This window comes from Limnothrix sp. FACHB-881 (assembly GCF_014698135.1).
Taxonomy (GTDB): Bacteria; Cyanobacteriota; Cyanobacteriia; order CACIAM-69d; family CACIAM-69d; genus CACIAM-69d.
Map to the genome: position 1 here is coordinate 114070 of NZ_JACJSN010000006.1, position 26626 is coordinate 140695.

Genomic DNA, 26626 nt, shown 5'->3' on the forward strand with positions numbered 1-26626 from the left:
TTTGTGTTTGTTTGCTTTTTGCGTTTTCTGCTGGGGGTTAATCAACGGACTTCGGTTAGGGGAGCCAGCGAGGACGGGCCCCAGGCAGTGGTAACGCCTGCGGGGTCAATTTGGCAAAGGTTCCATCGGGATTTTGGGCCACGGGCAGCAACCAAAGTTGGCTGTACTCAATTTTATTTCCATCACTGGCTTCGGGTCGGCGGGCAGCTTCGGGGTCGGCGCTCGATCGATCCGCACGGTTGCCCCGTCCTGATTCCCGATCGTCCTGGGTGGTTTCTTCTTCGCCTGATTTGGACTGATCAGACTGATTGGACTGATCAGCGCGATCGCCCTTGGCCTTTGCCTTGGTGTCGATTTGGTCAAACAACAGGGCTGCACCATCCGGCGATAGATCAAGGGCAATATCGAGCTGCTCCGGCAACAGCAACAGGGGCGACAGGGCCTTGGTTTTTAGGTCAAAGGCTCCGATATAGGGCTGTTCGCGGTAGTTTTCGTCCTCAACCCGTTGGGTAACCAAGGCGTAGAGCACACGGTTATCGGGGGTGAATTCAGCGCGCAAAATTGATCCTTGAATTCGGGCCAGTTCCGTTTCGCCGCTGGGGGTGACCACAAAGAGCGATCGGGTAAAGTCACCGTTGAATTTCACCAGGGCCGCCGCTGAACCGTCGCTGGCAAATCCCAACACGGTTCCAAACTTGGGTAAAAAGTCCAGGGGTTGAATTTCCCGCCGGTAGCGATCGTTGTTGCCCATGTCAGCTTTGGGCAGGGGCAAAATGGCCACCCCCTGCCCCTGGGTAATGGCGATCGATTGGCTGTCGGGCGTAATCACAAACTCGCCGCCGCCCTGGCTCTCCAACTTTTGGGGCGTTTGCCGATCGCGCAGCAGCCACAGACTGACATTGCTGGCATTTTTGCGCTCCGCCCGTTGCACCAGGGCCGCCGAACCGTCGGGGGCCAAGTCAAATTTCAAGTTTTGATAATCCCGGTTATCCAAGACTGGCATCACCTCGCCAGCCGGTTCGGGCGCTTGGTTGGTGACGCTCAAGCCTGTGGTGACCGTATAAAACTGCTGTTCGAGCAGGCTGGGGCTGTCGGTTTTTTCCAGGGTGCTGGTTTCGGTGGCAGAAAACAGGATCCGATCACGGTTGGGATAGGGCTTGAAGTCGTTCACCAACAGGTTCGGCGGGGTGAGGATGGTTTTCCGCTGCTGGGTCAGTTCATACAGGATCAGGCGGCCGGCTTCCTCGCCTTCGGTGCCAATGTAAGCAAAAACCCGATCGCGCGATCGAAATGCCGCCGAGAAGGACTCCGCCGGTTTGCTGTCTTCGCGGGTGTCGCGGGCCCCGGCTCCCAACTGAAGCTGAAAGCTAGTGCCATAGGGTGCTGGGCGATCGAGCGTGAAGGCCATGCGAGTTCCGGCCCAGCTAACTTTTCCTTCCAGGGGAGGATCCAGTTTTAAATTAGCCTCCACACTGTCTCGATTCATCGGCCGATTGAAGGCCAACACAAAGGCGCGATCGTCCGCTCCAATGGTGCGATCGGCCCATGAGAAATCGCGCACCCGCGCCGCCGATCGATCGCCCAGCACCAACAAAGCCGCGATCGCCACCACCAAAGCCGCGATCACCAGCCAGGCGGCTCGGTCAATGGGTTGCCATTGGGGATTGCCCTTGGGGCTGTTTTGCCATCGATGTTGCACGGATCGCCACATACCCAATCAGAAATTCCTCAGTTGATTGCACCGGATTGCGCCTTTGCTGCCGCCCGATCGCCCCTAAAAATTACGCCCAAGAGTCATGCCCAAGAGTCACGCCCAAGGGTCACACCCAAAACTCATCTAGAACTCATAGGGATTTTTGGGAACCGGAATCGGGCGCATCGTTTGTGGCGCAATGCTCAACACTCGCTCGCCCTTGATTTCATCCACCGCCATTCGCCCCTGAATTTCTAGCCAAGTATCAGGGGGATAGTCCGGCATATTGGCCGGCCGGCGCACGGGCAGCCCGATCGGGTAAGCATCCGCCGCACAGCAGGTGATCGTAAATCGCGAAATCCAAAACACATCTGCCGGATAGCCCTCCACCTTGGTGACAAAACCGCTGATGTTCACCGGTTGGTTTCGGTAGGCTTCCGGTTCGGGATAAACCTCCAAAGTCCGCACCCACTCAATCAGCGATCGCTGTTCTGGGCGCTTGTTGCTGCGAAAGGCCTTGGGCGCACGGGCGATCGCGGTGGTGGGGTCGCCAATGCCCCGTTGCAAAGCTTTGTGGCTGGTGAGGGGCTGCGGCGCAATCCAAAACCCCCCGATCGCCGCCAACAGCAATAACAGCGTTGCCCACCCCTTGGGCAGCAAACTGATGTGTTGTTCTGAGTCAGGATCCGCCGCCAACGACAATCGCCGCCGCAACAACCGCCCAGATTGCACCAAATTAATCGCCAGACTGGCCGCCGCCATCAGCAACAAAAACCCCGTGACCACCACCAAGCCGTGATAGGCGGGATGGATCAGCAGGGCCAAGCGGCCACCGTGCCAGTAGTGCAACATCAGCGCTCCCCACGCTGCGATCGCTGCCACATCGACCCAAGGCAGCCAGTTCGATCGACTTGGTTGTGACAACACGGCCGAAGCAGCTCCCATTGGAGCCGTCGCGCTAAGGAATGGCTTCATTGTACGGGGTGGTTTTGACCCCAACCTAGCGTTCCCGTGGTCATGCCGCCCCTCAAATGCCCAGTGAATCAGCCTTTCAGCCCCCTTCGGCCTCCATTCTGAGCCAACGACCACCGGAAGATTCAGAAGGGGCGCGAGACGGCCCCACGGCCCAAAAAGTTCCGAGGGCAAGACAATGCAACAAGCGGCTAAAACCCACCCAAATTCGGCTGCTGTCCCCTTTACCGTTAAACACAGGCTTGATCGTTTATGGCTGGTTTTGTTGATAGTTTCATGGGTAGTTTTGTTGATAATTTTTCGGGTGATTACTTGGGGAACTTCATGAATGGTTTCACAGAAAATTTCATGAACTATTTCGTGCTGTTTCACTGAGCCATTCACTGATGTTGACGGAAAAACAACAGCAGGACTAACAACCCAAATTTGGCCAATGCGTCTTGAATTTATTTCAATGGTTCATGATGGTTAATGGTGACCTTCCGGTTAGCAAGTTACGGCAACCAACGTGATGGGGAGATCATGCCCCATTGCGCCACCAAAATCGCCTCAAGATCCGCTGACATCACCACCAAGCACCTAAGCGCCAACTGTCATGCTGCTGGCAAAAACCCAAAAAAATCCTTGCAATTCCTGAATTCCGCCCCCAGAGTCGAGAGACTGAGCCTGGAGGTTTGTGGCTAATTCAGAGTGATGCCAAACAATCAAAAAACAGTTCATCCATCGTGACATCTCCCCAGGAGACACAATGGAGGCTCAACCATTCAATCAGGAGATGATTCCTATGAACCGTTCTGTGAACCGCACCTGTACTGCATTGGCAGCATTTTTGTTAGGGTTAGGAGTGGCCCATGGGGGCGCGATCGAGCCAGCCATGGCCCAAAGTTCCTGCCGCTGGGAAGGGGGCCAGTTGCGCTGTGATGATGGCAGCCGATCGGACAGCGATCGCAACCGGAATCGAGACCGCGATCGGGATGATTATCGCTACTACGATCGCAACGAAGAACGGTATCGCGACGACTACGACAACGATCGCAACAACTATCGAGGCGATCGACAGGACTTGGAAGATCGGATCGATCGGCTCTATCGCGAAGTGTTGGGCCGGCCAGCCGATCGCAACGGACTGCGTACCTACGTGGATCGGGTGCGCGATCGCAACTGGTCGCTGCAACGGGTGCGGGACGAATTAGCCAACAGCCGCGAGGCCGAATCCGCCATCGATCGCGCCTATCAAGAAATTTTGGGTCGCCGGGCCGACAACCGAGGCATGCGCACCTACCTCGAACGGCTGCGGGGGGGCTGGTCAATCCAGCGCGTTCGGGAAGCCCTCATGAACAGCCGCGAGCGACGATAACACCCAGCTCAGCTCCACTTGCCCGGGGAATCTCGGCATTGCTGGACGGTTCCTAACCCATTCCTAAAAACCACCCATTCCTGAACAGAGGACAGATTCTTCACCATGGCTCGGACGGATATTGACTATCTCGATCTCACCAACAACAGCGAAACCATCTCCCTCGCAGCCGGCCAGCAGGGCCGCCTGGGTGTGCGGGCCCTCGCAGGCAACGATTACATCAACGGTTCCAGCGACAACGACACCCTCTATGGCAACAGCGACAACGACACCCTGATTGGCAACGAAGGTAGCGATGTGCTCTTTGGGGGCCAGGGCTTTGATTTTGTGATTGGTCGCGATGGGGATGACCTGCTCACGGGCAACCTGGGCAACGACCAACTAGAAGGCGGCGCAGGACGCGACACCCTCCGTGGCGGTCGCGACAACGATATTCTCTACGGCCAAGAGGGCGATGATCTTCTGGCCGGCGACTTGGGCATCGACACCCTGATCGGCGGCACTGGGCGCGATACCTTCGTCCTGGCGGTTGATGATGCCACCACAACCATTGCGAACGCCGATGTGATTGTGGATTTTGACTTCAACGGTGGAGATTTCATCGCGATCAGTCGTCAGGTAGACCTATTTTTTGATAATTCCCTCGACTATTCGCGGATTGTGGGTTTTGGCAGTCCCGATGTGAAGGATGTGTTGATTCGTGTGGGCGGAGCTGTGGGGCCAATCATTGGAGTTGTGGTGGATGCGACTGATCGCCAAGTGGCCCAAGCCTTTGCTGAAGGGCCAAGGGTTCTGTAGCCCGCTGCCAATTGAGGGCTGATCAAAGGGTTGATCAATTCGTTGCTACGGCGATCGCACCAAAATCTGGCGATCGCACTAAACCAAAAGCGCCCCGCTACGGGTTCGTAGCGGGGCGGTCTTTAGGGTTTCAGATTTCGAGACCTTTGAGGGGTCTCTTCTTCAGTTCGCTCTGACTTGATGTTCAGATGATTTGGTGGCGGGGAGCGGATTTGAACCACTGACCTTCGGGTTATGAGCCCGACGAGCTACCAGACTGCTCTACCCCGCGGCGCGAATTCAAATATAACCGGAAGCCCTAGAAAAAGCAACTACTTTCTGAAAATTTTCTCCCGCGCCACCCACAAGGGCCCAAAGGGAGGCTGAAAAAGCTGAAAAAACGTTGAGCGAACGGTTTGAGCAAACGGTTCAACCAGACCCAGCCTTAGCCGCGATCGGCTCCATCCGCCCACCGGTCAACTGAGCGATCGCCCCAACCGCCGGTCAAAACATGTCGAGATCGTCTACCTGCACAATTTCGCCATTGAACAATTGCGCCAAGCTACGGGCACTGCGGGCCACCAAGTCATCGGGCCCTGGTGGCGGGGGTGGCCCCGCTGGCGAAGGGGGCGAAACGGATTGGGGAGAAGCGGCGGGGGGCGGTTGGGGCGATCGCACAGGGCGATCGGGGGCGGGCGCGGGGGGCCGGGCCGGGGCCGGCAGGGGATTCGCAGCGGGAGCTGTGGGCAACAGGGCTGGGGATGCGGTGGGCGGGGGAGCCACCCTAGTCGCGATCCCACCAAACCCGCCCGCCGTTGGGTTCGCGGCCGTAGTTGGCATCGGATTCGGGTTCCGGGCTGGGTTCGGGGGCGGGGGGGGCGTTCCCCTGGGTGGATTTTTTGGGAAGGACGCGGGCGCGCTGGCCTGGGGGGACATCACCACATTCGCCCGAATCGCAACCGTGACGCTCCGTTGCAGGTGCTGCTGAAAGGCCGTTTCGATCGCCTTGGTGCGGGACTCAAACTTGGCGACCCAACTGGGCGGAATCCCCACGACGGCGTTTTGACCATCAAAGGACAGCAGTTGCCCCATTTGCGACAACATCATCTTGGTGGCCGGGGGTTGCACATGGACCAAGATCGCTTGCCACAGTTGATCCAGCTCCGCAGAAGCGGGAACCGGCGCGATCGGGCTGGGTTCCGGTGCAAAGGTTTCATCGGGCCCAGCGCTGACCGGGGCCGACTCCGGAACGGGAGTTGGCGCGGGGGCCGGAGCAGCGGCCACCGGAGCGATCGTCGCCGGAGTCGTTGTTGCGCTTGGGGTAGTTGCGGTGGGGGTGCTTGTTGCGATCGGGGCTGGAGCCACGCCTCCCATGGACTGCAACAAACCGATCAACTGCGTCAGCGCAGCAGGATTCGTTTGGGCCCATTGGGTCACGCCCTGGGCAAATTGGGCGATCGCCCCCGGATCTAGCCCCAACTGGGCCAACAGAGCCGAGAGCGGATCGCTCGACGCAGGAACCGAAACGGGCGCGATCGGGGCCGGCATTGGAGCCGGAAGCGCGATCGGGGCGATCGGGCGAGGCGGCATCGGAGCCACCGACCCAACAGCCCCCACCGGAGCCACCGCCCCCGGCAACAGCCCCATTAACGTCACCTCCAACCACAACCGAGGCTGGGTGGAGTTTTTCAGCAGCGATTCGCCGGTTTTGAGGTACTGCTGCCCATGCAAGATCCAGCTCAGTTCCTGACTGCGGGCAAATTCACAGAGTTGCTGCCAAGTTGGCTCCGTCAGGGCCACCAAATCACCCCGATCGGGCGCAGTCTTCGCAATCAGCAGATCTCGATAGAAACTCGCCAAATTTTGCAGCACGATCGTCGGTTCCCGCCCCCGATCCATCAGCCGACGCAAACAATCCACCGCCCCTTCCGCATCACCCGCCGCCAAACTGGACACCAAAGCCAGCAAATCTCGCTCCGGCACAGCCCCCACCAGATCCCAAACGGCCTCCACCGTCACCCCCGTGGGAACCAGGCTCAGTTGATCCAGCAGGCTTTCCGCATCGCGCAAGCCCCCCTGTGCAATTTGGGCCACGAGAGTCAACGCTTCCGGCACAATCTCGATCGACTCCTGTTGGGCGATCGTCCCCAAATGACTCACCATATCCACCAGGGGAATCCGCCGAAAGTCAAACCGCTGACAACGAGAAATAATCGTCGGCAAAACCCGCTGCGGATCCGTCGTGGCCAACACAAACACCACATGGGCCGGCGGTTCCTCCAGGGTTTTCAGCAGCGCATTGAACGCCGCCCCCGACAGCATATGCACCTCGTCCAGCACATAAACCTTGTAGCGGCATTGCACCGGGGCAAATTGGGCCCGCTCAATCAGCTCCCGGATGTTGTCAACCCCCGTATTGCTGGCTGCGTCAATTTCCACCACATCCAGCGCCCGCCCCTGCGTAATTTCCACGCAAGTTTGGCAATGGCCGCAGGGTTCCGCTGTGGGCCCCTCGCTGCTCAGGCAGTTCAACGATTTCGCCAAAATCCGAGCGCTGGAGGTTTTGCCCGTTCCCCGAGGCCCCGCAAACAGGTAAGCCGGCGCAATTCGATTCTGCTGAAGCGCGTTGGTCAGCGTTTGGGCGATCGCCTGTTGGCCCACCAAGTCGGCAAACCGTTGTGGGCGATATTTGTGGTGCAGCGGTTCGTAGGGCATGGCTAGGAGCGGGTCAATGAAGCGACCAGACAGCCATCTTACAACCGCCACAAAGAGGGGAATGATTGATCGAGATTTTGCGGAAGATCGACGCTTGTGTTAAACCGCTAGAGGGTTAATCAACCGGAAATTGGCGCTTAGGAGCTTGGGGATGGCAAAACGATCGAACGAAGGCACCGTCGCAGCCCCCGTTTCGCCAATGCCCGATCGCCCCGCTTCTGGGGTTTATGTGGTGGTGCACGGGCATTTTTATCAACCCCCTCGCGAAAATCCCTATTTGGAGGCGATCGTGCGGCAGCCCAGCGCGGCCCCTTGCCACGATTGGAATGAGCGGGTTTATCGGGAATGCTATCGACCCAATGCCTTCGCCCGAATTTTTAATGATTCGGGGGCGATCGTGGGACTGGTGAACAATTTTGAGTGGATGAGCTTTAACGCGGGGCCAACGCTGCTGAGTTGGTTAGAGCGGTTTGACCCGGCCACCTATGCCCGAATTTTGGAGGGTGATCGCCTGAGCGCGGCCCGGCTGGGGGGCCATGGCAACGCGATCGCCCAGGTCTATAACCACATCATCATGCCCCTGGCCAATCGGCGGGATAAGCAAACCCAGGTGCGATGGGGCGTGGCAGATTTTCGATCGCGTTTTGGTCGATCGCCCGAAGGCATTTGGTTGGCGGAAACAGCCGTGGATTACGCCACCCTTGATGTGCTCATCGAAGAGGGCATTAAATTTGTGATTTTTGCCCCATCCCAGGCCCAGCGCTGCCGACCGCTGCCCACGGAAGCCGATCCGGAGCCGGATTGGGTGGATGTGGGATCGGGGCAAATTGACCCCACTCGGTCTTATCGGTGTTTTGTGCCCAAGGGAGGGGAACCGGAGCCGATCGACCCGGCAGCGCCTTCGGATCCGGCGGCCACCTTGGCCCGCGATCGCTACATTGATCTGTTTTTTTACGATGGGCCAATTTCCGGCGACATGGGTTTTGGGGATGTGCTGACCAGTGCCGCCTCCTTTGCCGATCGGTTGGGATCGGCGGTGCGGGCCGATCGCCCCAGCCAGGTCATTTCCGTGGCCACCGACGGGGAAACCTTTGGTCACCACAAGCGCGATAAGGAAAAGTGCTTGGCCTATGCCCTCAGCATGGAGTTTCCGGGGCGAGGCTGGTGTACCACCAATTTTGCCCATTACCTAAGCCTGCACCCGCCGGAGTGGGAGGTGGCCATGAAGCCGGTGACGGCCTGGAGCTGCTCCCACGGGGTCGATCGCTGGCAGGATGATTGCGGTTGTGGCGGCGGCGGCGGCTGGCACCAGCGCTGGCGGCGACCGTTGCGGGACAGTTTGAACTATTTGCGCGATCGACTGGTGGCGGTGTTTGAACGCTATGCCACACCACTGCTGCGGGATCCTTGGCAGGCCCGCGATGAATATATTGAGTTGGTTTTGGATCGATCGCCCGATCGGATGACAGCGTTTTTGGAACGTCATCGGGCCCGCCCCCTGTCAGCCCAGGAGCGAATCGATGCCCTGCGGTTGCTGGAAATGCAGCGCCATGCCCTGTTGATGTTCACCAGTTGCGGCTGGTTTTTTGAGGAAATCTCTCGCCCGGAAGGAGTGCAGATTTTGCGCTATGCCAGCCGGGCGATCGAGCTGGCGGCCGAAGTGGCGGGCGTGAATTTGGAGCCGGACTTTGTGGCCCAACTGGCGGCGGCTCCCAGCAACGTGCCGGAATTTGGCGACGGGGCGGAGGTTTATCGACAGTTGGTTTTGGATGATCATGTCAGTTTTGAGCAGGTGGTGGCGGCCCACGCGATCGGCTCTTTGATTCCCAACCAACCGCGCCAAAGCCGAGCCTATTGCTACACGATCGAACAGCAGGATTACCAACTGCAACGGCTGGGATCTCTGGCTTTGGCCGTGGGCGAGTTGGTGGTGACTTCGGATATTGCGGGCGAGTCTGCCCATTTTGTCTTTGGAGCCTTGCACTTGGGCGGTTGGGATTTTCACTGTTGTGTGCAGCCGTTTCAAGGCCGGTTAGCCTACAGCAAGCTGAAGGAGCGGCTGTTTGCGGCGTTGGAGTCTGCCAGTGCGGCCCAGGTGGTCTTGGCCCTGAGTGCCACCATGGGCGGCCAGTCCCGGGGATTTGCCTTGGCGGATCTCTGTGCGGAGGATCGCGATCGGCTGATGCGGGTGCTGGTACAGGAAACGACGGCAAGGCTGGATACGCTGTACGATCGCGCCTATCGTGACAACTGCGGGATCATGACCCGGTTCTATCGAGATGCGCTGCCGGTTCCCCGCGAATTACAGGTGGCGGCGGAGTTGGCCTTGGGTCAGCGGGTGTTGTCTTTGGTGCAGCGGTTGGCCGGCGAGTTGGAAACTTGGCCCTTGGCAGCGATCGAGGCCGGGCCGGGAACGCTAACGGAGTTGGAAGCGGTGGCCGCTGAAGCCCAGCGCCTCCACTGTCAATTGGATGGGCTGGAAATTGCCCCTTGGATTACGCGGGCGATCGGGCGGTTGCTGGAACGGGCATTGGGCTTGGTGGAAACGGAACTGAACGGGCATCCTGCCACTGACCCAGAACAGTCCCTGGGCGGGTTCCGGGTGGCTGTGGATGCGATCGAGCGCCTGACCAGCCTCAGCCGATCGCTTCAACTCACCTTAGATCTGGATTTGGTACAGGAACGGCTCTTTTTCTGGTGGCAGGGTTCCATGGCCGCCGCGCCCTTGGATGATCGGTGGTTGGGCTGTTTGGGGGATTTGGGGCAGGCCCTGGCCGTGCGGCTGCGACCGGGCCCCTACAGTAATTTGCTGATCGATCGCCCCCGATCATCTTGAGCCAATTGGCAGCAATCTGAATCGATCAGGGGCAATCCGAGGCGATCGCCCCAAGGCTAATCCCGTCGGGCCGCCGTATCTCCTAACCCGGATCGCAAAAATCTCGGAAATACCGGAGATATCAGAGGTTTACCCTGCTTTTGTGGTGGCGGTTTTCAGTATCATAAAGGGCGGTCAAAATGTCAGCCCTATGACCTACAACCCTCGGATTCAGGATCTACCCGCCACAGAACGCCCCCGGGAGCGGTTAGCCGCCTTTGGCCCCCGCAGCCTCTCGAATGCGGAACTGTTGGCCATTTTATTGGGCACAGGCCAGGGGCCGGGCAAACTCTCGGCCGTGGGGTTGGGGCAACTGATTTTGCAAACCTTGGGGGGCGATCGCCAGGATCCGCTAGCGGTTCTGCGCGATGCATCCTTGGCGGAACTGACCCAAATTCACGGGGTGGGGGATGCCAAGGCGACGGCAATTTTGGCGGCGGTGGAGTTGGGCAAGCGGATTTTGCAAACCCGACCACTCGATCGGGCCGTGATTGACACCCCAGCCGCCGCCGCCGCTGCCCTCAGTCAGGATTTGATGTGGCAACCGCAGGAACGGTTTGCCCTGTTGTTGTTAGATTCCAAAAATCGACTCCTAGCCACCCAAGTCCTGACGATCGGGACGGAAACCCAAACCCTGGCCCATCCTCGCGATATTTTTCGGGAGCTGATTCGTCAGGGCGCTGCCGCCTGCATTGTGGCTCACAATCACCCCTCGGGCGACCTAACCCCCAGTCCTGAGGATTTGACCCTCACGGAGCAGCTTTTGGCAGGGGCCCATTTTCTGGAACTGCCGCTGTTGGATCATTTGGTGGTGGGCTATGGGGAATTTCGCAGCCTGCGCGAGACCACCGATCTTTGGGCCGCCTATCCCGACATGGGCTAAGGGGGCTAGCTCAAGGTTGGGCGGGTGGCTCCGGCGGTTCGGGATTCTCCGGGGGATCTTCCGGCGGGTCAAAGGTGGGCCCATCCCAAGCACTCGACCAATAGACCCGACCGCCGCCGGTCATTGGTTTGGCCGGTTGCCAGCCGTTCAGCATCTCTTGCAGGGCATCCAAAGAGATCGATCGAGTCTCCCGCAGCTTGTGCCAAACCGATCGCGACAGCAGCAAGGAATGCTCAAATCGCTCGGCCCCAATGCTTTCCAGATAGGCTTCCCGCTCCGGCTGGTAGTCCGCAGAAGCCAGCAAGAGGGGCAAATCGGGATTGAGCGATCGGGTAATCCGCGCCATTTGAGCCATCAACTCGGGATAGAGCCAGGTATAGGCCGGATGCACGGTTAACTCCGCCCGGTGGGGCAGCGCTGCATATCGGTGCGATCGCACTTGGAAATAGCCGATCGCGGCCTTCCGTTGGGGTTCAAACACATAACCCATCGTGGTTTCCAGCCCATCCATCCGCTGCCGGGTGTCCGCCAGGGCCGCCAACCAATCCGCCTTGAAGTCATCCACGCGCAAATCAAAGGTCTGGCGCACATGGGGGGGCATGGCCGCCGTATCCAGTTGATACAGCAAGGGCGCATCGGCATTCCCCACCGGCATCAGGTTGGGCAAGTCCGGTTCCCGCTCCGCCAGGGCTGTGAGGGCGGCCGGCGGAATAGACCAATAGGTTAACTGGGCGATCGGCTGGAATCCGTTTTGGCGATAGAGCGCCAGGGCATCTTTGCCATGCACATTCACCTCCAGCATCCAGGTGCGTGCTTCCCAAATGGTTTCAAAGCAGTAGCGCAACAGCTCGGAACCGATGCCCTGGCTGCGACATTCCGGCATCACAGCCACCTGCTTCACACGCCAAGTGCTGCGCGATCGATTCACGGGCATCACTGCGATCGCGCCGCAAACCCGCCGATCGCGCTCAGCCACGCTGGCCCGTAACCGTCGCTGGCTGGGGGCCATCATATCCATCAGTGCCGATAAGCCATACCAAGTGCGCAGCCGCGACCAATCCACCCCTGCCGTTTCCAGGGGGCTTCCTAGCCCGTCAAAGTCCGCTGAGTCCGCCGCAAGCTGGGCGATCGCATCCAAATCGCGATATTGGGCCCCTCGCAGGACAAGATCGGCATTTTGAGGCAAAAAAGCAGGCATCGCGCAGCCGCTCCCACATGGCAGGTTGCTCCTACTGTAGCGGTTTTGATTCCCAGGTGGGGTAACCGTTGGCGAATCCCGATCGTCAATCCCAAACGCCAGTGCTGCGATCGGGGCTAGGGCCTTAATTTTCGGGTGAGTAATTCAGCCTCTTCCTTAACCGCTATTCAAGCCGTTGGATTGATTATTTTCAATTTTGCACTTTCGGTTTCTGATTCAAGAATCGCCTGATTCTTTATTCGTCAACATTCCAATTTTCAGTGGTTTATATCCAAATTCTTAATTGTCACAAGCTTCCAAAATTCAGAAAATTCAACACCCTGATTCGTTGCTTCAAGTAGTTGCAAACCTGACAGATTGATAACTGGCCCACCCCAGGAAACCAACCGAGAACCGCAGTTGTCTGATAAAGCAACTGAGAAGGAAAACCTCGGAATTCAATCGGGTTTGGGAATTTTGAAATACTCGGCTCCGTCAAGATCTGCCAGTTTTTCAACTGTCCATCCCTCCGATCTCCGGATTTTAAACCCCTTTTCAGAAGTATGCAAAGAAGCGCACAGAATGCTTCTCTCAGAATTTTTCAGGGGATTCTTGATCGGGTTCCCCCTCGCTCCTCAGGATTTAAAACCATGCTGAATCGCAATCGCTGGAAAGCCGCCGCCGCTCTGTTGATGACCTTCGGAATGAACGTCACCACCATCACCCCGATGCTGGTTGCTCCTTTGGCTGCCCCTGCTCCGGCCGTGGCCCAAACCATTTCATTCCCTGATGTACCTGCCAATCATTGGGCCAGTGATTACATCCGCGCGCTGGTTTCTCAAAACATTTTGGCGGGTTTTCCCGATGGCACTTTTCGTCCCGATGCACCGGTCACGCGGGCAGAATTTTCAGCCATGTTACGCAAGGTTTATCAACGGGGCAGCATCCGCAGCGCAATCAATTTTGTAGATGTGCCCAGCAGCCATTGGGCCTATGATGCCATTCGCCGCGCCTATGAAATGGGCTTTGTTTCTGGTTATCCCGATGGCATCTTTTTGCCGGAGCAAAACATTCCGCGCGAGCAGGTTTTGGTGGCGTTGGCAAATGGTTTGAACTATCAAGCAGCGGCTCCCACGGAACAGGTTTTAGGCAATTTTGCGGATAGTGGGGCCATTTCCAATTTTGCCCGCGGCCCGATCGCAGCAGCCACTGAAAAACGGATGGTGGTGAACTATCCAAACATCAGCTATTTGAACCCTGGACGCAATGCCACCCGAGCGGAAGTGGCGGCTTTTCTCTACCAAGCCTTGACCAGTGAAGGGCGAGTGGCGGCTCTGAGTTCGCCTTATATTGCCAATGCTCAAACCGTGGCCACCAACTATCGGATTGCGGCGGGCACATCCCTTCCTGTGAGCTACATGAAGGAAAAAATCCTGTTGATGCCGGATGAAACCTTGCCGGTGACTTTTAATGTGCGCAACAACATCACCACCACCACGGGCCAGGTGTTGATTCCGGCGGGCAGCCAAGTGAAGGGAAATCTGCGGCCGGCCGGCGACAAGGCGACGCAGTTTGTGGCGCAGGAAATTGTGATGCCCGATGGTTCAACGCGCTCCCTGAAGGCCACGTCCAGTGTGATTACAACGACGGAAACGGTGCGCAAGGGGGCTGATTTGGGTCGGTTGCTGAAGAATACGGCGATCGGGACGGCGGCAGCGGCGGCCATCTCGGCGGTGACGGGCGATCGGGCGATCGCCACGGAAGAGTTGCTGATCGGTGCGGGTGGCGGTGCGCTCTTGAGCCTGATCGATCGGTTCTTGGGTCGCAACAGCATCGATGTGCTGGTGGTGCAACCGGAAACGAATCTGAACCTGACCCTCACGGATGATTTTGTGGTGGCGGCTCGCTAGGCGGGAAGTCCGCAAACCCGGCAGCGGGACTGAGACCCTGATTCAGAGCGTTCTCAGTCCCGTTGAGAGCATCCCGTTGAGCGCGATCGAGCGCCATGGCCCTTAGCTTGCGGGTTGCGGTTTCGATTTTGCTTCCAAATCTTCCAGGCGCGATCGCAGGGTTTGGTTGTCTTTTTTCAGTTGATCTAACTCTTGGCGCACCTGATCCAAGGCGCGATCGGAACCCGCATTGTGCTGCACTCGCTTCACGGCTTCTTCTGCCATCCGGCGCACGCGGCCATCGGGCGACTGGCTGGCCAACCCTTGCAAAATCCCGATCGCTTTGGTGGTTTCCATTTGTCCCAGGGCAGCCACCACCGCCACTTGGGTTAGGAAAAAGCTCTCGCGGGCGTAGGTTTGCAGCCCATTCAAGACCCGATCGACCGCTGGGGCTTCTTGACCGTTGGCCACCGCGCCCAGGGCCCGAATGGCCGCCAAGCGCAGGGCCTGGGGAATGCCCGGTTGGCTGGTTTCCAAAATCAGTTCCAGGGCGGCGGCGGAGGTTTTGAGGGCGCTCAGGCCACTGATGGCCCCCGATCGCACCACTTCATTCCAGCCCGATCGCTTTTTCAGGGCAGATTTGAGCAGCGTAATCGCCCGATCGGCCAAGGCCGGTTGGGCAGACGCGATCGACCCGATGGCCGCCAAGGCCGCCGACTCGGTGGAATAGCTGGCATCACCCTTTTTGGCGATCGGCTCCAGCACTGAATAAGCCGCCTCGGTTTTGAGGGAAGCAATGGCCTGAATCACCGATCGACGCACGCGGGGATCCGAATCCTTCAACCCCGGCTTCAGGGCCGCCAACACCCCGTCCAAGCCAATGGTGGCCAGGTGATCGGCCACCTCGGCACGCACCCCCCAGAAGCGATCACGAGTCAGGGATTGGGCCAAAGCATTCAAGGCCTCCAGCGTGCCTTTTTGGGCGATCGCCTTAGCCGCAAACACCCGGGCGATCGGGTCAGGATCAAACTGCAATTGGGCTTTCAATTCCGGCAGCGGATAATCTAACTCCACCGTTTTGAGCCAATGATTCCCCGGATCAAAACTGACGAAATCTGGTTTTTGCTCCAAGGGGAAATAGAAGGTCTGTTCCCGATCGTGAATGGCCAGCTTCACGGTTTTGAACGTGACCTTGGGGGCGGGGGCTGACGCTTTTTTTGACTTTTTCGATTTCGGAGCGGGGCTGGCTGCTTCATAGCTGAGGGTCGCAAAAGCCACCGGAATTTTTAAATTAAACAGCGTCTCCAAATCCCCTTCCTTAGCTTGGGTTTGGATCACAGTCAATTTTGCAATGTTATTTTCCCCATCCCAGCTATAGGCAACCTTGAAATCAGGATGGCCTCCTCGAAACACATACTGATCAAACAGAAACAACAAATTGCGACCCGTTGTCTGTTCAATGGCTCGCAAGAGGTCGATCGTTTCGATGGCACCAAAGGCGTGATTTTTGACAAATGTTTGAATTGATTTCCAAAACAAATCATCGCCCAGTTCCTGATGCAGCATGTGATAAACACAGCCGCCCTTTTCATAGGTATGGCAATCGTAAAGTTCGATCGGCTCGCGATAAACATGGGTCACCATGGGCCGCCGGTAGCGCCGCCGATCTTCCCCTAAATAGGCCCGCTGATCACCCAGGCGATAATAGGCCGCTTCCTCCGATCCATATTCATGCTCAGTCCAGAGGGTTTCGGAATAGGTAGCCATGCCTTCTTTCAGCCAAGCATGAGACCAATGCTTAATGACCAGCAAATCGCCAAACCACTGGTGAGCCAGCTCATGAACCACCAAAGCTTCGGAATTGCGATTATCGCTCGCCGCTCGTTCATCTAACAAACAGCGATCGGTTAACAGGGTCATGGAGGTGTTTTCCATACCCCCGAAAATGAAATCCTCCATGCAAGCTTGTCCATACTTGCTATAGGGATAGTCATAGTCAAATTTTTCGCTGAGAAAATCCATCATCGCGGGCGTTTTGCCCATGGTGCGCTGGGCTTCCGAAGCCCGATTCTGAGCGGTGTAATAGCTCACAGGTCGGCCGCGCCACTCATCCTTAATCTCTGCAAAATCTCCCACAGCCAGGGTAAACAGATAAACCGGATGAGGCTGTTTTTGATGCCAATGGTAAGTGGTGGTTTTGCCTTTAGTGGTCTGATTAATCAGCTCTCCATTTGAGAGCACCAGCAAACCACTGGGCACTTGCACTTGCATTTCGGAGGTGCAGAGTTGCCCTGGAAAATCAAAGCAGGGAAACCAAAACCGAGAATCTTCATCCTCGCCTTGAGTCCAAACCTGCACATTTTTATTGGGATAGTCCGCCGTGGGCTGCACAAAATAAATGCCTCGTTGGGGACGATCTAATTGATAGTCAATGACTAATTTAAAGAGGTGATTGCGCTGGGTTGGTTGCGCAAGGGTAATGGCTAATTTTTCGCCGTCATACTCAAATTTCTGGGCGGTTTTGCCCACTCGCACCCCTTGAATTTGCATCGCCACCGCATCTAATTCCAGGCGATCAACTCCATCTTGTACGGGTAACAGGTCGATCGAGCAAGTTCCCGCGACCTGGCAATTGGGAATATCCAACACCAAATCAAGGGCCACATGTTGCGTGCGCACCGGGCGATCAGGGAGATAGTGGGGCTTGGCTCCGGGAAGTTGAAACGATCGCGCTTCATCTGCACTCAAACCCCAAAATGCTTCCAAAAACCGATTCCGCGACATGGTGGATTGCCCCTAACGATGATGGACTAGCGAAAAATTGCTGACCAATTGAACAATTCGAGCCAGCCTGATAAATTATTGATGGTCTTGGGCGCGAAATTATTGGTTCATTCCAGACTCGCCGTAGTTATTTTTAACATAACCATCGAGAAATGACTGCGTTTAATCCCTAGAAGTCTATAATATTTGCCCAAAACTCAAAACAAGTAGGCTATCATCTCTATAGTCTGGTGTTAAATCACAGGGGTAATCAGGTGAGATCAAGTAATTTACTAGGATCATGATTTTGCTTTTTTGATTTAGTAGAAATCAACTAATATTCAATATCAACTCTTAAAAAGTTGTTGACTCTTAAAAAATTTAGACTAATTTTATTTTTAATTTCAATTTCGAGTTGAATTTCAAATTCAATTTCAAGTCTAAAATCTATTCAAGCCATTTTATTAGCTTACATGATTCGTTGATCATATCCATCAATCATAAATAAAGATGAGCTTTGCAACCTATCTTCATCTTCAATCGTTCAACCTTTCCAAGCCACTCGACGATATTACATTCGGCAGATACTCATTGCCCTATTATCAGCAAGTTTGCCAAGCCCTTGCTCAAAGCTGTTCACAATATCAGTCCTTGCCCCTTAGAAAAGCTCAGTTAGCAGACTATGCCAGTGTCCATAGTCAAGCCTATCTGAAAAAGCTAATTCTGAAAGCGCTCGATCGTCCATTAGATCAGGCCAGCCTTGCGCTGCCAGCTATTGGTTCTGACTGTCAAGGACTTGAGTATGCGATTCCAGGCTATCTATATGGCTTGGGCGGTATGCTAGAGGCCATTGATTGGATGAAACAGGGCATTCTTCAGCGAGCTTATTGCTTTAGTATGGTTGGTCATCATGCCCATCGTGAATGGGGTCATGGATATTGTTTACTTAATCCTTTAGCGGCAGCAGTACGTTATGCCCAACTGAGTGGTTTCGCCAAGGTCATTGTCATTGATTGGGACATTCATCATGGTGATGGCACTCAAGAAATTTTCAGCCATGATTCATCTGTTTATTGTATTAGTATTCATAGCACTGTAGATATTTACATGGCCAAGGCTTCTGGTCTTCAGTGGGGAACTACGGAACAAGCCGATCGCGTGGGTCATTGCAATATTCCAATTATTCCCAAGAATTTTCCGCGCACTGCGCTTGCAGAAGACGGTTTAGGTGGTGAATTTTATGAGGGTAAGGAAAGTATCAAGGTATTTCAAGAACGGTTGAGTCATTTACCATGGAAACCTGATTTGATCACTATTTTCTCAGGATATGACTCTCATCGAGAAGACTGTGGAGAAGATACAACCAACTGGACTAATGAAGACTTTGTGCAATTGACTGAGATCACCTTACGAGTTGCCCACCATTTTAATTGTCCGGTGCTATCTTGTCATGGTGGAGGATATCGATTACCGACTACAGTATCGGCAGCTAGTGATCATATAAGCACTCTAGCCAAGTATTTGATTTAGTGGTGAACAACGACTTTAAACAGATTGAAATATAGCCTTTATGACAGATTCTAAAATTGCTACTTCTATCAATAATCTCTTTCAAAATCTCCCGATCGAGTTACCCGAAGAGATCTTTGAGACGATTTTGCAAACTCCCGAGATCAAAATTGAGCGAATCTTATCAAAGGGACACCGATCAGAACCTGAGTTTTGGTACGACCAAGCGCAATCTGAGTGGGTTTTAGTGCTTCAAGGTCATGCCCATTTGGAACTACCGGAAGGCAGGGTTGAGCTAAAGCCTGGCGACTATTTCAATATTCCTGCTCACCAAAAACATCGGGTTGCTTGGACAGACCCGGATGTGGAAACCATTTGGCTGGCAATTTTCTATTGAAATTTGTGGTCTGATGAGAGGGAATGAATTATCGTTTTTGAGGCTTGATTAGCCCCGAAATGTTACTTTCAAGATTGATTTCAAGATCAACTTTTAACCTTTGGTTCTTTTAATTTTGGGTTCTTTTAACTTTGGGCCACAACGACTCGATCGCGCCCGGCCCATTTCGCTTGATAGAGAGCGGCATCGGCCGCTTGCAAAAGGGTGGCTACGGTAACCGCATGTTGCGGAAAACTGGCCACCCCAAAGGAGGCAGTAATTGCCCCCAGGGTTTGCCCACCGTGACGCAAGGATAAATACTTCAGCTCTTGGCACATCACCTCCGCCCGTTGCACCGTTTCTTCGAGGGTGGCTCCGGGCAAAATCAGTGTCATTTCCTCGCCACCATAGCGACAGGCGATATCGGAACCTCGGATGCGACTTTGCAGAAATTGCGCCACTTCCTGCAACACCAAGTCTCCGGCATCGTGGCCAAAGGTGTCGTTGAATTGTTTGAAATGGTCAATGTCCAAAATGATCGCCCCGATCGGGGAGCGATCGCGCCGGGCCCGACAAACCGCTTGCTCCAGGGCTTCCTCTAAATAGCGTCGGTTATAGAGACCGGTGAGCGGGTCGCGGATGCTTTGTTGTTGCAGGGTTTCCCGCAATCGCAGGTTGGAAATGGCCAAGGCCACCTGCTCCGCCACGGTGCGGGCGAGCTGCTGTTTTGGAGCCGAAAGGGAATCGTGCTGCGGGGTGCAAAGATACAGCAGTCCTAGGGTTTCACTTTGGGCCATCATTGGCAAACAAAGGGATTCCGCTTGGGATCCCAGGGGGTGGGCATGGCGACAGAGCAACCCCGTGTGTTTGTGCTCGGCCCAATGGATGCGGCCACGACGCAGGGCCCAGCAATCATCGGGGTAGAACAGGGTTTCCCCGATCGGGTCAGGGCCCCAAGTGGCCACCGCCTCCAGGGCCACGCGGGTCGATTCCAGGGTAAACAGGGCCCCGGAACAACCGGGAAACAGAGCCTGCACCAGGTCAGCCACGGCGGTGTAGGCTTCCTCCACGGTCACGCAAACCTGCAGGAAATCAATCATTTCACTCAGCAGCGCCATTTCGCGGTTGCGAAACTTCAGCTCCTCAATGCGTCGCTCCAGTTGTTGATTGGTTTCCTGAAGCACCTGTTCGGCCTGCTTGGTTTGGGTCACATCCCGAAAAGTCAGGGTCAGGCCGTCGCCTAATTTCACCGCCGTGAGTTGCAACCAAGCGTCGCGGCCGTCAACTTGGGTGATTCGGAGCGATCGACTGAAGGCTTGGCCAGTTTCCACCACCCGCACATAGGCTTCAAAGAGGCCGTCTTGGCGCACAAGGGGCACTTGATCAAGCAGTTGTCGATTCAGTAGTTGATTGCGCGATCGCCCCAGCACCATTTCGGCCGAGGCGTTCACCGCCGTCCACAAAAAGTCCACAATTTGCCCGGCCCCGTTGCGGATCGTGCGCAGGGCAGCAATTCCATCGATCGAACTGTCGAGAATATCCGCCAGCTCCTGTTGGGTGCGGGCCAATTCGCTAATGTCCGTCAGGACTCCCCAAAAGATATCTTCCCCGTTGACTGCGCTGTGGCGCACCGCCCGCACCAGGCCATGAACAATGTTTTGATTGCGGTGCTCAAACCGCTGAATCAGTTGAATGCAGTTGGCCTGGTTCACCTGCACCGCCTGCCGCAGATTGTTCAGGGTCGATCGATCTTCCTCAATGAGCCGCTGTTCCCAAGTGGCCCACTCATCGGCCAACTCCGAGGGGCCATAGCCCAACAGGGCCTTCCACCGAGGCGACAACACCAGGCGATCGGTCGTTAGGTTCCATTCCCAAACCCCATCGTTCACCACTTGGGCAACCCCATCGCCCACTTGTCCCAGGAAATGGGTCAAACCGGCGGACCAGTAGCCATGCACCGGCTGCGAACAAATTAGCGGGGAATAGTCTGAGTCTGGGGCTGGTTCTGACAACTGACCAGCCAGACCGCCCCGTTCCACCACCGCTTCCAGCAAAGCAGTACGAGAAATAACCCCCGCAAAAACTCCCTGCTCCTCTAGCAACACTAACCAGGCGCATTTTTGAGCCTGAAACGTGTCCCAAGCGGTTTGCAAATTGGTCTGAGCGGGCAAGGTCACGGGTGGTCTAGCCAGGCTCATGAGGGCAGAGGTGGCCAATTCCCGCTGGGTCGCCACGGCCCAGGCCAGCTCGCTCACCGTCAGCACCCCGATCGGCTTCTCGCCCTGGGCCGTCGGCAACACCAGCACAATCAATTGTGATTCAGCAATCTGCGATGGGTGAATTCCCTGAAGATGCTGCACCATGTCTGCGATAGTTTTGTCCGCTGAAATCACCAGCGCTTGCGTTGCCGCAAGGTAGCCAGCTTCGCCCAGGGACAGGGAACGGACAGCGGGAATAATTTGGTGAGAATCAAGCACAGGATAGGAAAAAGCAAACGCCTGAATCAGTGAAATCGTTTGAATCGTTTTTGGCAGCCGTGATGCAGTGTTTGGGCTGATGGGGCCGGCTGACCATGAGCAACGTCCCCAGCGATCGCTAAGAGGTAAGCGGGCGGCTTGGGGCTAATTGATCACGACTAATATCCAAATTAATATCCAAAATCAGTACTCAAACAGTGCTAGGGCTGTTTATCGCCGCACAGAGCCGCGCGATCACCTGATCCTAACCCATTCATCCCAAGACCCTGATGGATTGCCTGATGCATTTCCCGATGTACTAGATCTCCAGATCTCCGACTAGATGCACGAACTGAGGTGCTCGTTATTGAATTTCCATTGAATCCCCATTGAATCGCCGAATTGAATCACCGATTGGATTACCGGATGGACTGCTGAATCAGTTGTTGGATGAATCGAGCGTGGACAGCTTGCAGCAACCACCAAGCTGAGTGGCCAGTCACCACACGGCGGGACTAACCAGCAATCAACAGCTCCGCATTTATTATGAGTGGGTTGGCCCGGTCTTCACCAAGGGTTGTTGATGATCAGCCCTGTTGTTGAGGAATTGGGGGCGGCAATCCAAGAAAGTTCGCCTCAAAATCCGTATGGATTGATACAAATCACCGCAAGCTCTCTACCAATTGCTAGGATTGCCCTAATGATGGCGGTCGGTATGTGATCAGCGAGGCGGCGTGATGACTGATAATGCGGCCTTTTGGGAGGGCATCGAGCAGGCAAAACAAGGCGACCAAGCAGCGGCGATCGCTTGCTTTGACCAAGCCATTGCGGCGGATCCCCATTGGTCTGAAGCCTATTACCGGCGGGGTTTGGCCTATTTTGATATGGGCCGGTTGCAACAGGCTGCCTTTGACTATTCACGGGCGATCGAACTGGCCAATGATTATCAACCGGCTCTCTATGGCCGAGCCTTGGTTCGTGTGGTTTTGGATCACTTTGATGGAGCGTTGGATGATTTAGCCAGCCTGCTTCAGCTCAATCCCCAAAATCCAGCGGCCCACCAACTGAAGGCAACGGCCCTGCGCAAGCGAGGAGATCTGGCCGCCGCGATCGTCAGCTTGCGCAAGGCGACGGAGCTTTATCTCGATCGCCGCGATCCCGTGGGGGCCCGGCAATGTTTGGATTTACTGAAGCAGCTACAACCCAACGCCAGTCCGCCCGTGCTGACGGAACCGTTGCCCCCGCTTAATGCGCCGCCCACGTTGGCCAGTTTGCAGGCCACCGCCACGGGGGCATCCACTGCGGGCACATCCAGCACGGGCACATCCAATACAGGTACACCCAATGCGGTCGCACCCGTGGGAGCAATGATGCGCCCAGAAGCCTTTTATGCCCAGGCTTTGAACCGGGCGGAGTCGGGAGATGTGCAGGGGGCGATCGCGGAGTTAGATTGGGCCCTGAAGTTGGATCCACAGGATCCAAAGGCGCTGGCTTGTCGGGCAGCGGTGCGCATTAAGCAAGGCAACTGGCAAGGGGCGATCGCGGATTGCAACCGGGCGATTCAAGGGGGTGGGGCTGATGCCACGCTTTACCGTTACCGGGCCAGGGCCAGGCTGGAAATGGGCGATCGGGCGGGGGCGTTGACGGATTTAGATCAAGCCTTAGCCCAAGATGACCAAAACCCGCTGCTGTGGTTGGCGCGGGGCGATGCCCAACAGGCACTGGGCAACTACAGCGCCGCGATCGGGGACTATAACCAAGCATTGGAGCTGGGGGGCGATCGGCCCGCCATTTTGCTGTTGCGGGCCCAAGCGGCCGTTCGCCAAGAAAACCTAAAGCAGGCGATCGAGGACTACCAAACCGCCGCCAGCTTGTTTTGCGATCGCAACGACTGGGAACGCTATCGCGCCACCTTGGAACAACTCAAGATGTTGCAGCAGCCGGTGAACCTGTCTCCGGGGTTGCCCCAAAAATCCCAAAATCCCCTTTGGCAGCGGCTGTTGGGGCGGGTTGGCGGCCAGGAAGCGATCGCACAAACCCTGCTCGATCGGGCCCGAGACCATTACCCCAACATGGATGAGGATTGGTATTTGGAAAAGGTGCTCTATGACCTGGAACGGGATGACCTCCCGGAGGATTAGGGCCCGTCGTCAAATCGCCTGAAACCCTGATGACCTCGTTCTTCAAACAATCAGTCGTAGGGGCGAGGTCTCCTCGCCCATTCCCGTGATCCTTGGGTGTTCCCAGGGGTGGACAGGGTTGTGGCGATCGCCCGGGTTAGGGTTGGGAGACCCAACCCCTACGACGATTGGGGCAATGAAAACAGGCCCCAAAGACCCATGATTTCGATTCGCGAAAAGTCTGGGAACTGGCTTTGGGAACTGGCAACGAAAGGGTTGATCAGCTTTCGCCAGCCACAGGGGTTGCGATCGGGGAGAACATAATCGATTCCAGTTGAATCAGCGCCTTGTCTAGGTCGTCGTTCACCACCTGCTGATCAAATTCATCGGCGGCGGCCACTTCCTCGCGGGCCCGGGCCAAACGCCGCTCGATCGCCGCTTCGGCATCTTGGCCCCGCGATCGCAACCGTCGTTCCAACTCATCCAGCGACGGCGGCAACACAAACACCCGAAACGCCTCGGGAAACGTGGTTTTGACCTGACGCGCTCCCTCTAACTCAATTTCCAACAACACCTGCTCGCCCCGCGCCAGACGCTCCACAATCGGTTGGCGCGGGGTTCCATAACAATTACCGGCAAACTCAGCCCACTCCAGCAGGTCACCCGCTTCGGCCATGGCCATGAACCGATCGCGCGACACAAAGAAATAATCCTGCCCGTCCACTTCGCCGTCACGGGGCGATCGCGTGGTGGCAGAAACGGATAAATACAAATCGGGATGGCGTTCGCGTAACAGCTTCACCAATGTGCCCTTACCCACGCCGCTGGGGCCTGTTAATACCGTTAGCGTTCCGTTCGCCATTTGAGTTGCGCGCCGATCTTCAAATGCATTAATACTGGTCTCAATCAAGGGAAAACAATGCTGATTTAAAGCTGACCTAAAGCCATCTTAAAGCCAACCTAAAGCCGACTGAAGCCAACTTAAGCTGATCTAAAAAATCGAAACCTCGTGAATTAAAAATCGATCAATCAAGAACTTATCAACCGAAAGCCTGTCAAGTGATGGAGCCAGGTCGCTCCTAGTCCATCAGCCTAGATCCCAATCATCCTGTCAGTTTTAGCGATTTTGAGCGTGGCTTTAGCCCCTTAGGCACTAGGCCCATGGTTGCATTTTCCATAATCGCTCGATCGCATTCTTGGGGCTATCTGGCTTGCCACAAAGTGTAGTCAGCCAATGTCATTAGCCTAATAAATTAGCCGGTGGTTACTGAACCACAATCTTGCCGGCCATGCCAGCGCCACGGTGAGGTGCGCAGTAGTAGCTGTAGGTGCCAGCAGGCAGGTCGCTCGGCAGGGTGAAGCCAGCTTCGCCTTTGCCCAACAGTTGGCCCAGTTTCTTCACTTCAGCCGCGTCAAACTTCGAGGCATCTTCCAACACCACGTTGTGGGGCAAACCAGCGGGGTTCGACCAAACGATCGTGTCGCCAGCCTTGGCGGTCACGGTTTCAGGGGAGAACTTCAGCAGGTTGGTCATTTGCACGCTGTGGGTTTCGGCCAGGGCGCTGGGAGCCACGGCGAACAACACACCAGCAAACAGAGCGACGGCAGCCACCAGCAGGCTAGCGCGACGGGCGATCGATTTCATCCAAGCTTTCATTGGTCAAAAACTCATGAAAGGGGTTTTACAGGTTGAATTCTATCGCTCTCCCGTAGCAACGGTGCTGGTTTTGACCAATTTCCTTTGGCCGATTCGATTTGATCGATTAGGTCAGATCGATTGGGTTAGATCGATTGGGTCAGATCGATTAGGTCAGATCGATTGGGTTAGATCGATTGGGTCAGATCGATTAGGTCAGATCGATTGGGTTAGATCAGCTTGATCGAGCCTATCGCTCCAAGGAACCGTGACCACAGCCGATCGCCTGGGTGATGGATGACCAGCCACGCTCCGCCAGCTTGGCCGCCAAGCCCTCAGCAATGCGGCGGGGCAGTCCCGGCCCCTCGTAGACAAAGCCGGTGTAGACCTGCACCAAGCTGGCCCCGGCGGCAATTTTGTCCCAGGCATCTTCGGCGCTGAAAATACCACCCACGCCAATAATGGGCAGTTGGCCAGCGGTTTGGCGATAGATATGGTGAATGACTTCCGTGGCCCGATCGCGCAGGGGTTGGCCGCTAATGCCCCCGGCTTCGGCGGTGATTGGATTGCCCGTTTGCTTCAGGGTTTTGGTTTGCAGTTGGTCGCGGCGAATGGTGGTGTTGGTGGCAATCACCCCCGCTAGGCCAAAGCGCTGGGCAAGGCCCACTACGTCATCGATCGCGCTCCATTCCAAATCCGGCGCAATTTTCACCAACAGGGGCTTCTGGCCTTGGTTGTCTTGCTGAAGGCTGTCCAAAATTTCCCCGAGTCGATCGGCATCTTGGAGCGATCGCAGGCCGGGTGTGTTGGGCGAAGACACATTCACCACGAAATAATCGCCCCAATCCTTCAGCAGCCGGAAGCTGCCCAAATAGTCGGCGGCGGCCCCTTCCAATTCAGTGATTTTGGACTTGCCCAGGTTGACCCCGATCGGGATGTTGGGATTTTCCCAGGGGGAAGGGCGAAGGGCGGCCAGCCGTTCAGCCAGCGCCGCAGCCCCTTGGTTGTTGAATCCCATCCGGTTCAGCACTGCGCGATCGGGCAGCAGGCGAAAGAGCCGAGGTTGCGGGTTGCCCGGCTGGGAATGGAGCGTCACCGTGCCCAACTCCGCAAACCCAAACCCCAGTTGCTCCCAAGCCCCGGCGGCTACCCCATCTTTGTCAAAACCAGCCGCCAGGCCCACGGGGTTCTCAAACTTCAAGCCCCAGAGGGTTTGACTCAGTTCCGGTGTTTGGGCAGTGAACCAATGGCGCAGGTTGGCGAGCATCGATCGCCCCGTGGCCGATCGCCGCAACTGAGCCAACCCTTGCAATAACTCCATGGCTTGGTCGTGGGCCCGTTCGGGGCTAGGAGCCAAGGGCGAAAACACCAACGGACGAAGGACGCGATACCAATCCATAAAACGGCAACAGGAAACGGCAACAAGAG

The 26626-nt window shown here is 56.1% G+C and carries 17 protein-coding genes and 1 tRNA gene; 8 read left to right on the plus strand and 10 right to left on the minus strand.

Annotated features, from left to right (window positions below; all coding sequences use genetic code 11):
- Positions 1 to 55: 55 nt before the first annotated feature.
- A complete protein-coding gene (locus tag H6G52_RS07860) occupies positions 56 to 1699 on the minus strand; it encodes an Ig-like domain-containing protein (RefSeq protein ID WP_190527543.1) in 1644 nt (547 codons plus the stop codon).
- 138 nt (positions 1700 to 1837) lie between these two features.
- Positions 1838 to 2668 (minus strand): TIGR03943 family protein, encoded by an 831-nt coding sequence (locus tag H6G52_RS07865; protein ID WP_199312253.1) that lies wholly within the window; start codon positions 2666 to 2668, stop codon positions 1838 to 1840.
- 781 nt (positions 2669 to 3449) lie between these two features.
- Between H6G52_RS07865 and H6G52_RS07870 the strand changes: the two genes are divergently transcribed.
- Complete coding sequence (locus H6G52_RS07870; protein ID WP_190355211.1) at positions 3450 to 4022, plus strand: DUF4214 domain-containing protein; 573 nt, start codon at positions 3450 to 3452, stop codon at positions 4020 to 4022.
- Positions 4023 to 4127: 105 nt separating this feature from the next.
- Positions 4128 to 4820 carry a calcium-binding protein gene (locus tag H6G52_RS07875; protein ID WP_099534363.1) on the plus strand — a complete coding sequence of 231 codons (693 nt, stop codon included), beginning with the start codon at positions 4128 to 4130 and terminating at the stop codon, positions 4818 to 4820.
- 194 nt (positions 4821 to 5014) lie between these two features.
- Here H6G52_RS07875 and H6G52_RS07880 read toward each other — a convergent pair.
- Positions 5015 to 5091 (minus strand) — tRNA-Met (locus H6G52_RS07880).
- A 212-nt stretch (positions 5092 to 5303) separates the two neighbouring features.
- Positions 5304 to 7514 (minus strand): DNA polymerase III subunit gamma/tau, encoded by a 2211-nt coding sequence (locus tag H6G52_RS07885; protein ID WP_190527650.1) that lies wholly within the window; start codon positions 7512 to 7514, stop codon positions 5304 to 5306.
- A 151-nt stretch (positions 7515 to 7665) separates the two neighbouring features.
- On the opposite strand from H6G52_RS07885, the gene H6G52_RS07890 reads away from it, so the two are divergent.
- Positions 7666 to 10350, plus strand: coding sequence for a DUF3536 domain-containing protein (locus H6G52_RS07890; protein ID WP_190527545.1), 2685 nt, complete (start codon positions 7666 to 7668; stop codon positions 10348 to 10350).
- A gap of 190 nt (positions 10351 to 10540) precedes the next feature.
- Entirely contained in the window at positions 10541 to 11272 is a 732-nt protein-coding gene (gene radC / locus H6G52_RS07895) for a DNA repair protein RadC (RefSeq protein WP_099532570.1), read from the plus strand.
- 10 nt (positions 11273 to 11282) lie between these two features.
- Here radC and H6G52_RS07900 read toward each other — a convergent pair whose 3' ends face one another.
- Complete coding sequence (locus tag H6G52_RS07900; RefSeq protein ID WP_190355216.1) at positions 11283 to 12470, minus strand: GNAT family N-acetyltransferase; 1188 nt, start codon at positions 12468 to 12470, stop codon at positions 11283 to 11285.
- A 629-nt stretch (positions 12471 to 13099) separates the two neighbouring features.
- Between H6G52_RS07900 and H6G52_RS07905 the strand changes: the two genes are divergently transcribed.
- Positions 13100 to 14359: an S-layer homology domain-containing protein gene (locus tag H6G52_RS07905; RefSeq protein ID WP_190527547.1), complete on the plus strand. Its 1260-nt coding sequence runs from the start codon at positions 13100 to 13102 to the stop codon at positions 14357 to 14359.
- Between the two features lie 102 nt (positions 14360 to 14461).
- On the opposite strand, the gene H6G52_RS07910 is transcribed toward H6G52_RS07905, so the two are convergent.
- Positions 14462 to 17122 (minus strand): M1 family metallopeptidase, encoded by a 2661-nt coding sequence (locus H6G52_RS07910; protein ID WP_190527549.1) that lies wholly within the window; start codon positions 17120 to 17122, stop codon positions 14462 to 14464.
- Positions 17123 to 17611: 489 nt separating this feature from the next.
- Between H6G52_RS07910 and H6G52_RS07915 the strand changes: the two genes are divergently transcribed.
- Entirely contained in the window at positions 17612 to 18631 is a 1020-nt protein-coding gene (locus H6G52_RS07915; RefSeq protein WP_190527551.1) for a histone deacetylase, read from the plus strand.
- Between the two features lie 40 nt (positions 18632 to 18671).
- Complete coding sequence (locus tag H6G52_RS07920) at positions 18672 to 19007, plus strand: cupin domain-containing protein (protein ID WP_190527553.1); 336 nt, start codon at positions 18672 to 18674, stop codon at positions 19005 to 19007.
- 125 nt (positions 19008 to 19132) lie between these two features.
- On the opposite strand, the gene H6G52_RS07925 is transcribed toward H6G52_RS07920, so the two are convergent.
- The gene (locus tag H6G52_RS07925) at positions 19133 to 21463 is read right to left on the minus strand and encodes a diguanylate cyclase (protein WP_190527555.1); all 2331 of its coding nucleotides are present in this window, start codon (positions 21461 to 21463) and stop codon (positions 19133 to 19135) included.
- Positions 21464 to 22179: 716 nt separating this feature from the next.
- Between H6G52_RS07925 and H6G52_RS07930 the strand changes: the two genes are divergently transcribed.
- The gene (locus H6G52_RS07930) at positions 22180 to 23583 is read left to right on the plus strand and encodes a tetratricopeptide repeat protein (RefSeq protein WP_190527557.1); all 1404 of its coding nucleotides are present in this window, start codon (positions 22180 to 22182) and stop codon (positions 23581 to 23583) included.
- Between the two features lie 259 nt (positions 23584 to 23842).
- On the opposite strand, the gene gmk is transcribed toward H6G52_RS07930, so the two are convergent.
- The 3 genes from gmk to H6G52_RS07945 form a co-directional block, all read right to left on the minus strand.
- The gene (gene gmk, locus H6G52_RS07935; RefSeq protein ID WP_099532560.1) at positions 23843 to 24424 is read right to left on the minus strand and encodes a guanylate kinase; all 582 of its coding nucleotides are present in this window, start codon (positions 24422 to 24424) and stop codon (positions 23843 to 23845) included.
- A gap of 402 nt (positions 24425 to 24826) precedes the next feature.
- Positions 24827 to 25219 carry a plastocyanin/azurin family copper-binding protein gene (locus H6G52_RS07940; protein WP_199312255.1) on the minus strand — a complete coding sequence of 131 codons (393 nt, stop codon included), beginning with the start codon at positions 25217 to 25219 and terminating at the stop codon, positions 24827 to 24829.
- Between the two features lie 229 nt (positions 25220 to 25448).
- The gene (locus H6G52_RS07945; protein WP_190527559.1) at positions 25449 to 26597 is read right to left on the minus strand and encodes a quinone-dependent dihydroorotate dehydrogenase; all 1149 of its coding nucleotides are present in this window, start codon (positions 26595 to 26597) and stop codon (positions 25449 to 25451) included.
- Positions 26598 to 26626: the final 29 nt, after the last annotated feature.

Bases quoted from the DNA above. Each gene is read 5' to 3' on its own strand.
- H6G52_RS07865 (WP_199312253.1), bottom strand. From the start codon at position 2,668: ATGAAGCCATTCCTTAGCGCGACGGCTCCAATGGGAGCTGCTTCGGCC.
- H6G52_RS07870 (WP_190355211.1), top strand. From the start codon at position 3,450: ATGAACCGTTCTGTGAACCGCACCTGTACTGCATTGGCAGCATTTTTG.
- H6G52_RS07875 (WP_099534363.1), top strand. From the start codon at position 4,128: ATGGCTCGGACGGATATTGACTATCTCGATCTCACCAACAACAGCGAA.
- H6G52_RS07885 (WP_190527650.1), bottom strand. From the start codon at position 7,514: ATGCCCTACGAACCGCTGCACCACAAATATCGCCCACAACGGTTTGCC.
- H6G52_RS07890 (WP_190527545.1), top strand. From the start codon at position 7,666: ATGGCAAAACGATCGAACGAAGGCACCGTCGCAGCCCCCGTTTCGCCA.
- radC (WP_099532570.1), top strand. From the start codon at position 10,541: ATGACCTACAACCCTCGGATTCAGGATCTACCCGCCACAGAACGCCCC.
- H6G52_RS07900 (WP_190355216.1), bottom strand. From the start codon at position 12,470: ATGCCTGCTTTTTTGCCTCAAAATGCCGATCTTGTCCTGCGAGGGGCC.
- H6G52_RS07905 (WP_190527547.1), top strand. From the start codon at position 13,100: ATGCTGAATCGCAATCGCTGGAAAGCCGCCGCCGCTCTGTTGATGACC.
- H6G52_RS07910 (WP_190527549.1), bottom strand. From the start codon at position 17,122: ATGTCGCGGAATCGGTTTTTGGAAGCATTTTGGGGTTTGAGTGCAGAT.
- H6G52_RS07915 (WP_190527551.1), top strand. From the start codon at position 17,612: ATGAGCTTTGCAACCTATCTTCATCTTCAATCGTTCAACCTTTCCAAG.
- H6G52_RS07920 (WP_190527553.1), top strand. From the start codon at position 18,672: ATGACAGATTCTAAAATTGCTACTTCTATCAATAATCTCTTTCAAAAT.
- H6G52_RS07930 (WP_190527557.1), top strand. From the start codon at position 22,180: ATGACTGATAATGCGGCCTTTTGGGAGGGCATCGAGCAGGCAAAACAA.
- gmk (WP_099532560.1), bottom strand. From the start codon at position 24,424: ATGGCGAACGGAACGCTAACGGTATTAACAGGCCCCAGCGGCGTGGGT.
- H6G52_RS07940 (WP_199312255.1), bottom strand. From the start codon at position 25,219: ATGAAAGCTTGGATGAAATCGATCGCCCGTCGCGCTAGCCTGCTGGTG.
- H6G52_RS07945 (WP_190527559.1), bottom strand. From the start codon at position 26,597: ATGGATTGGTATCGCGTCCTTCGTCCGTTGGTGTTTTCGCCCTTGGCT.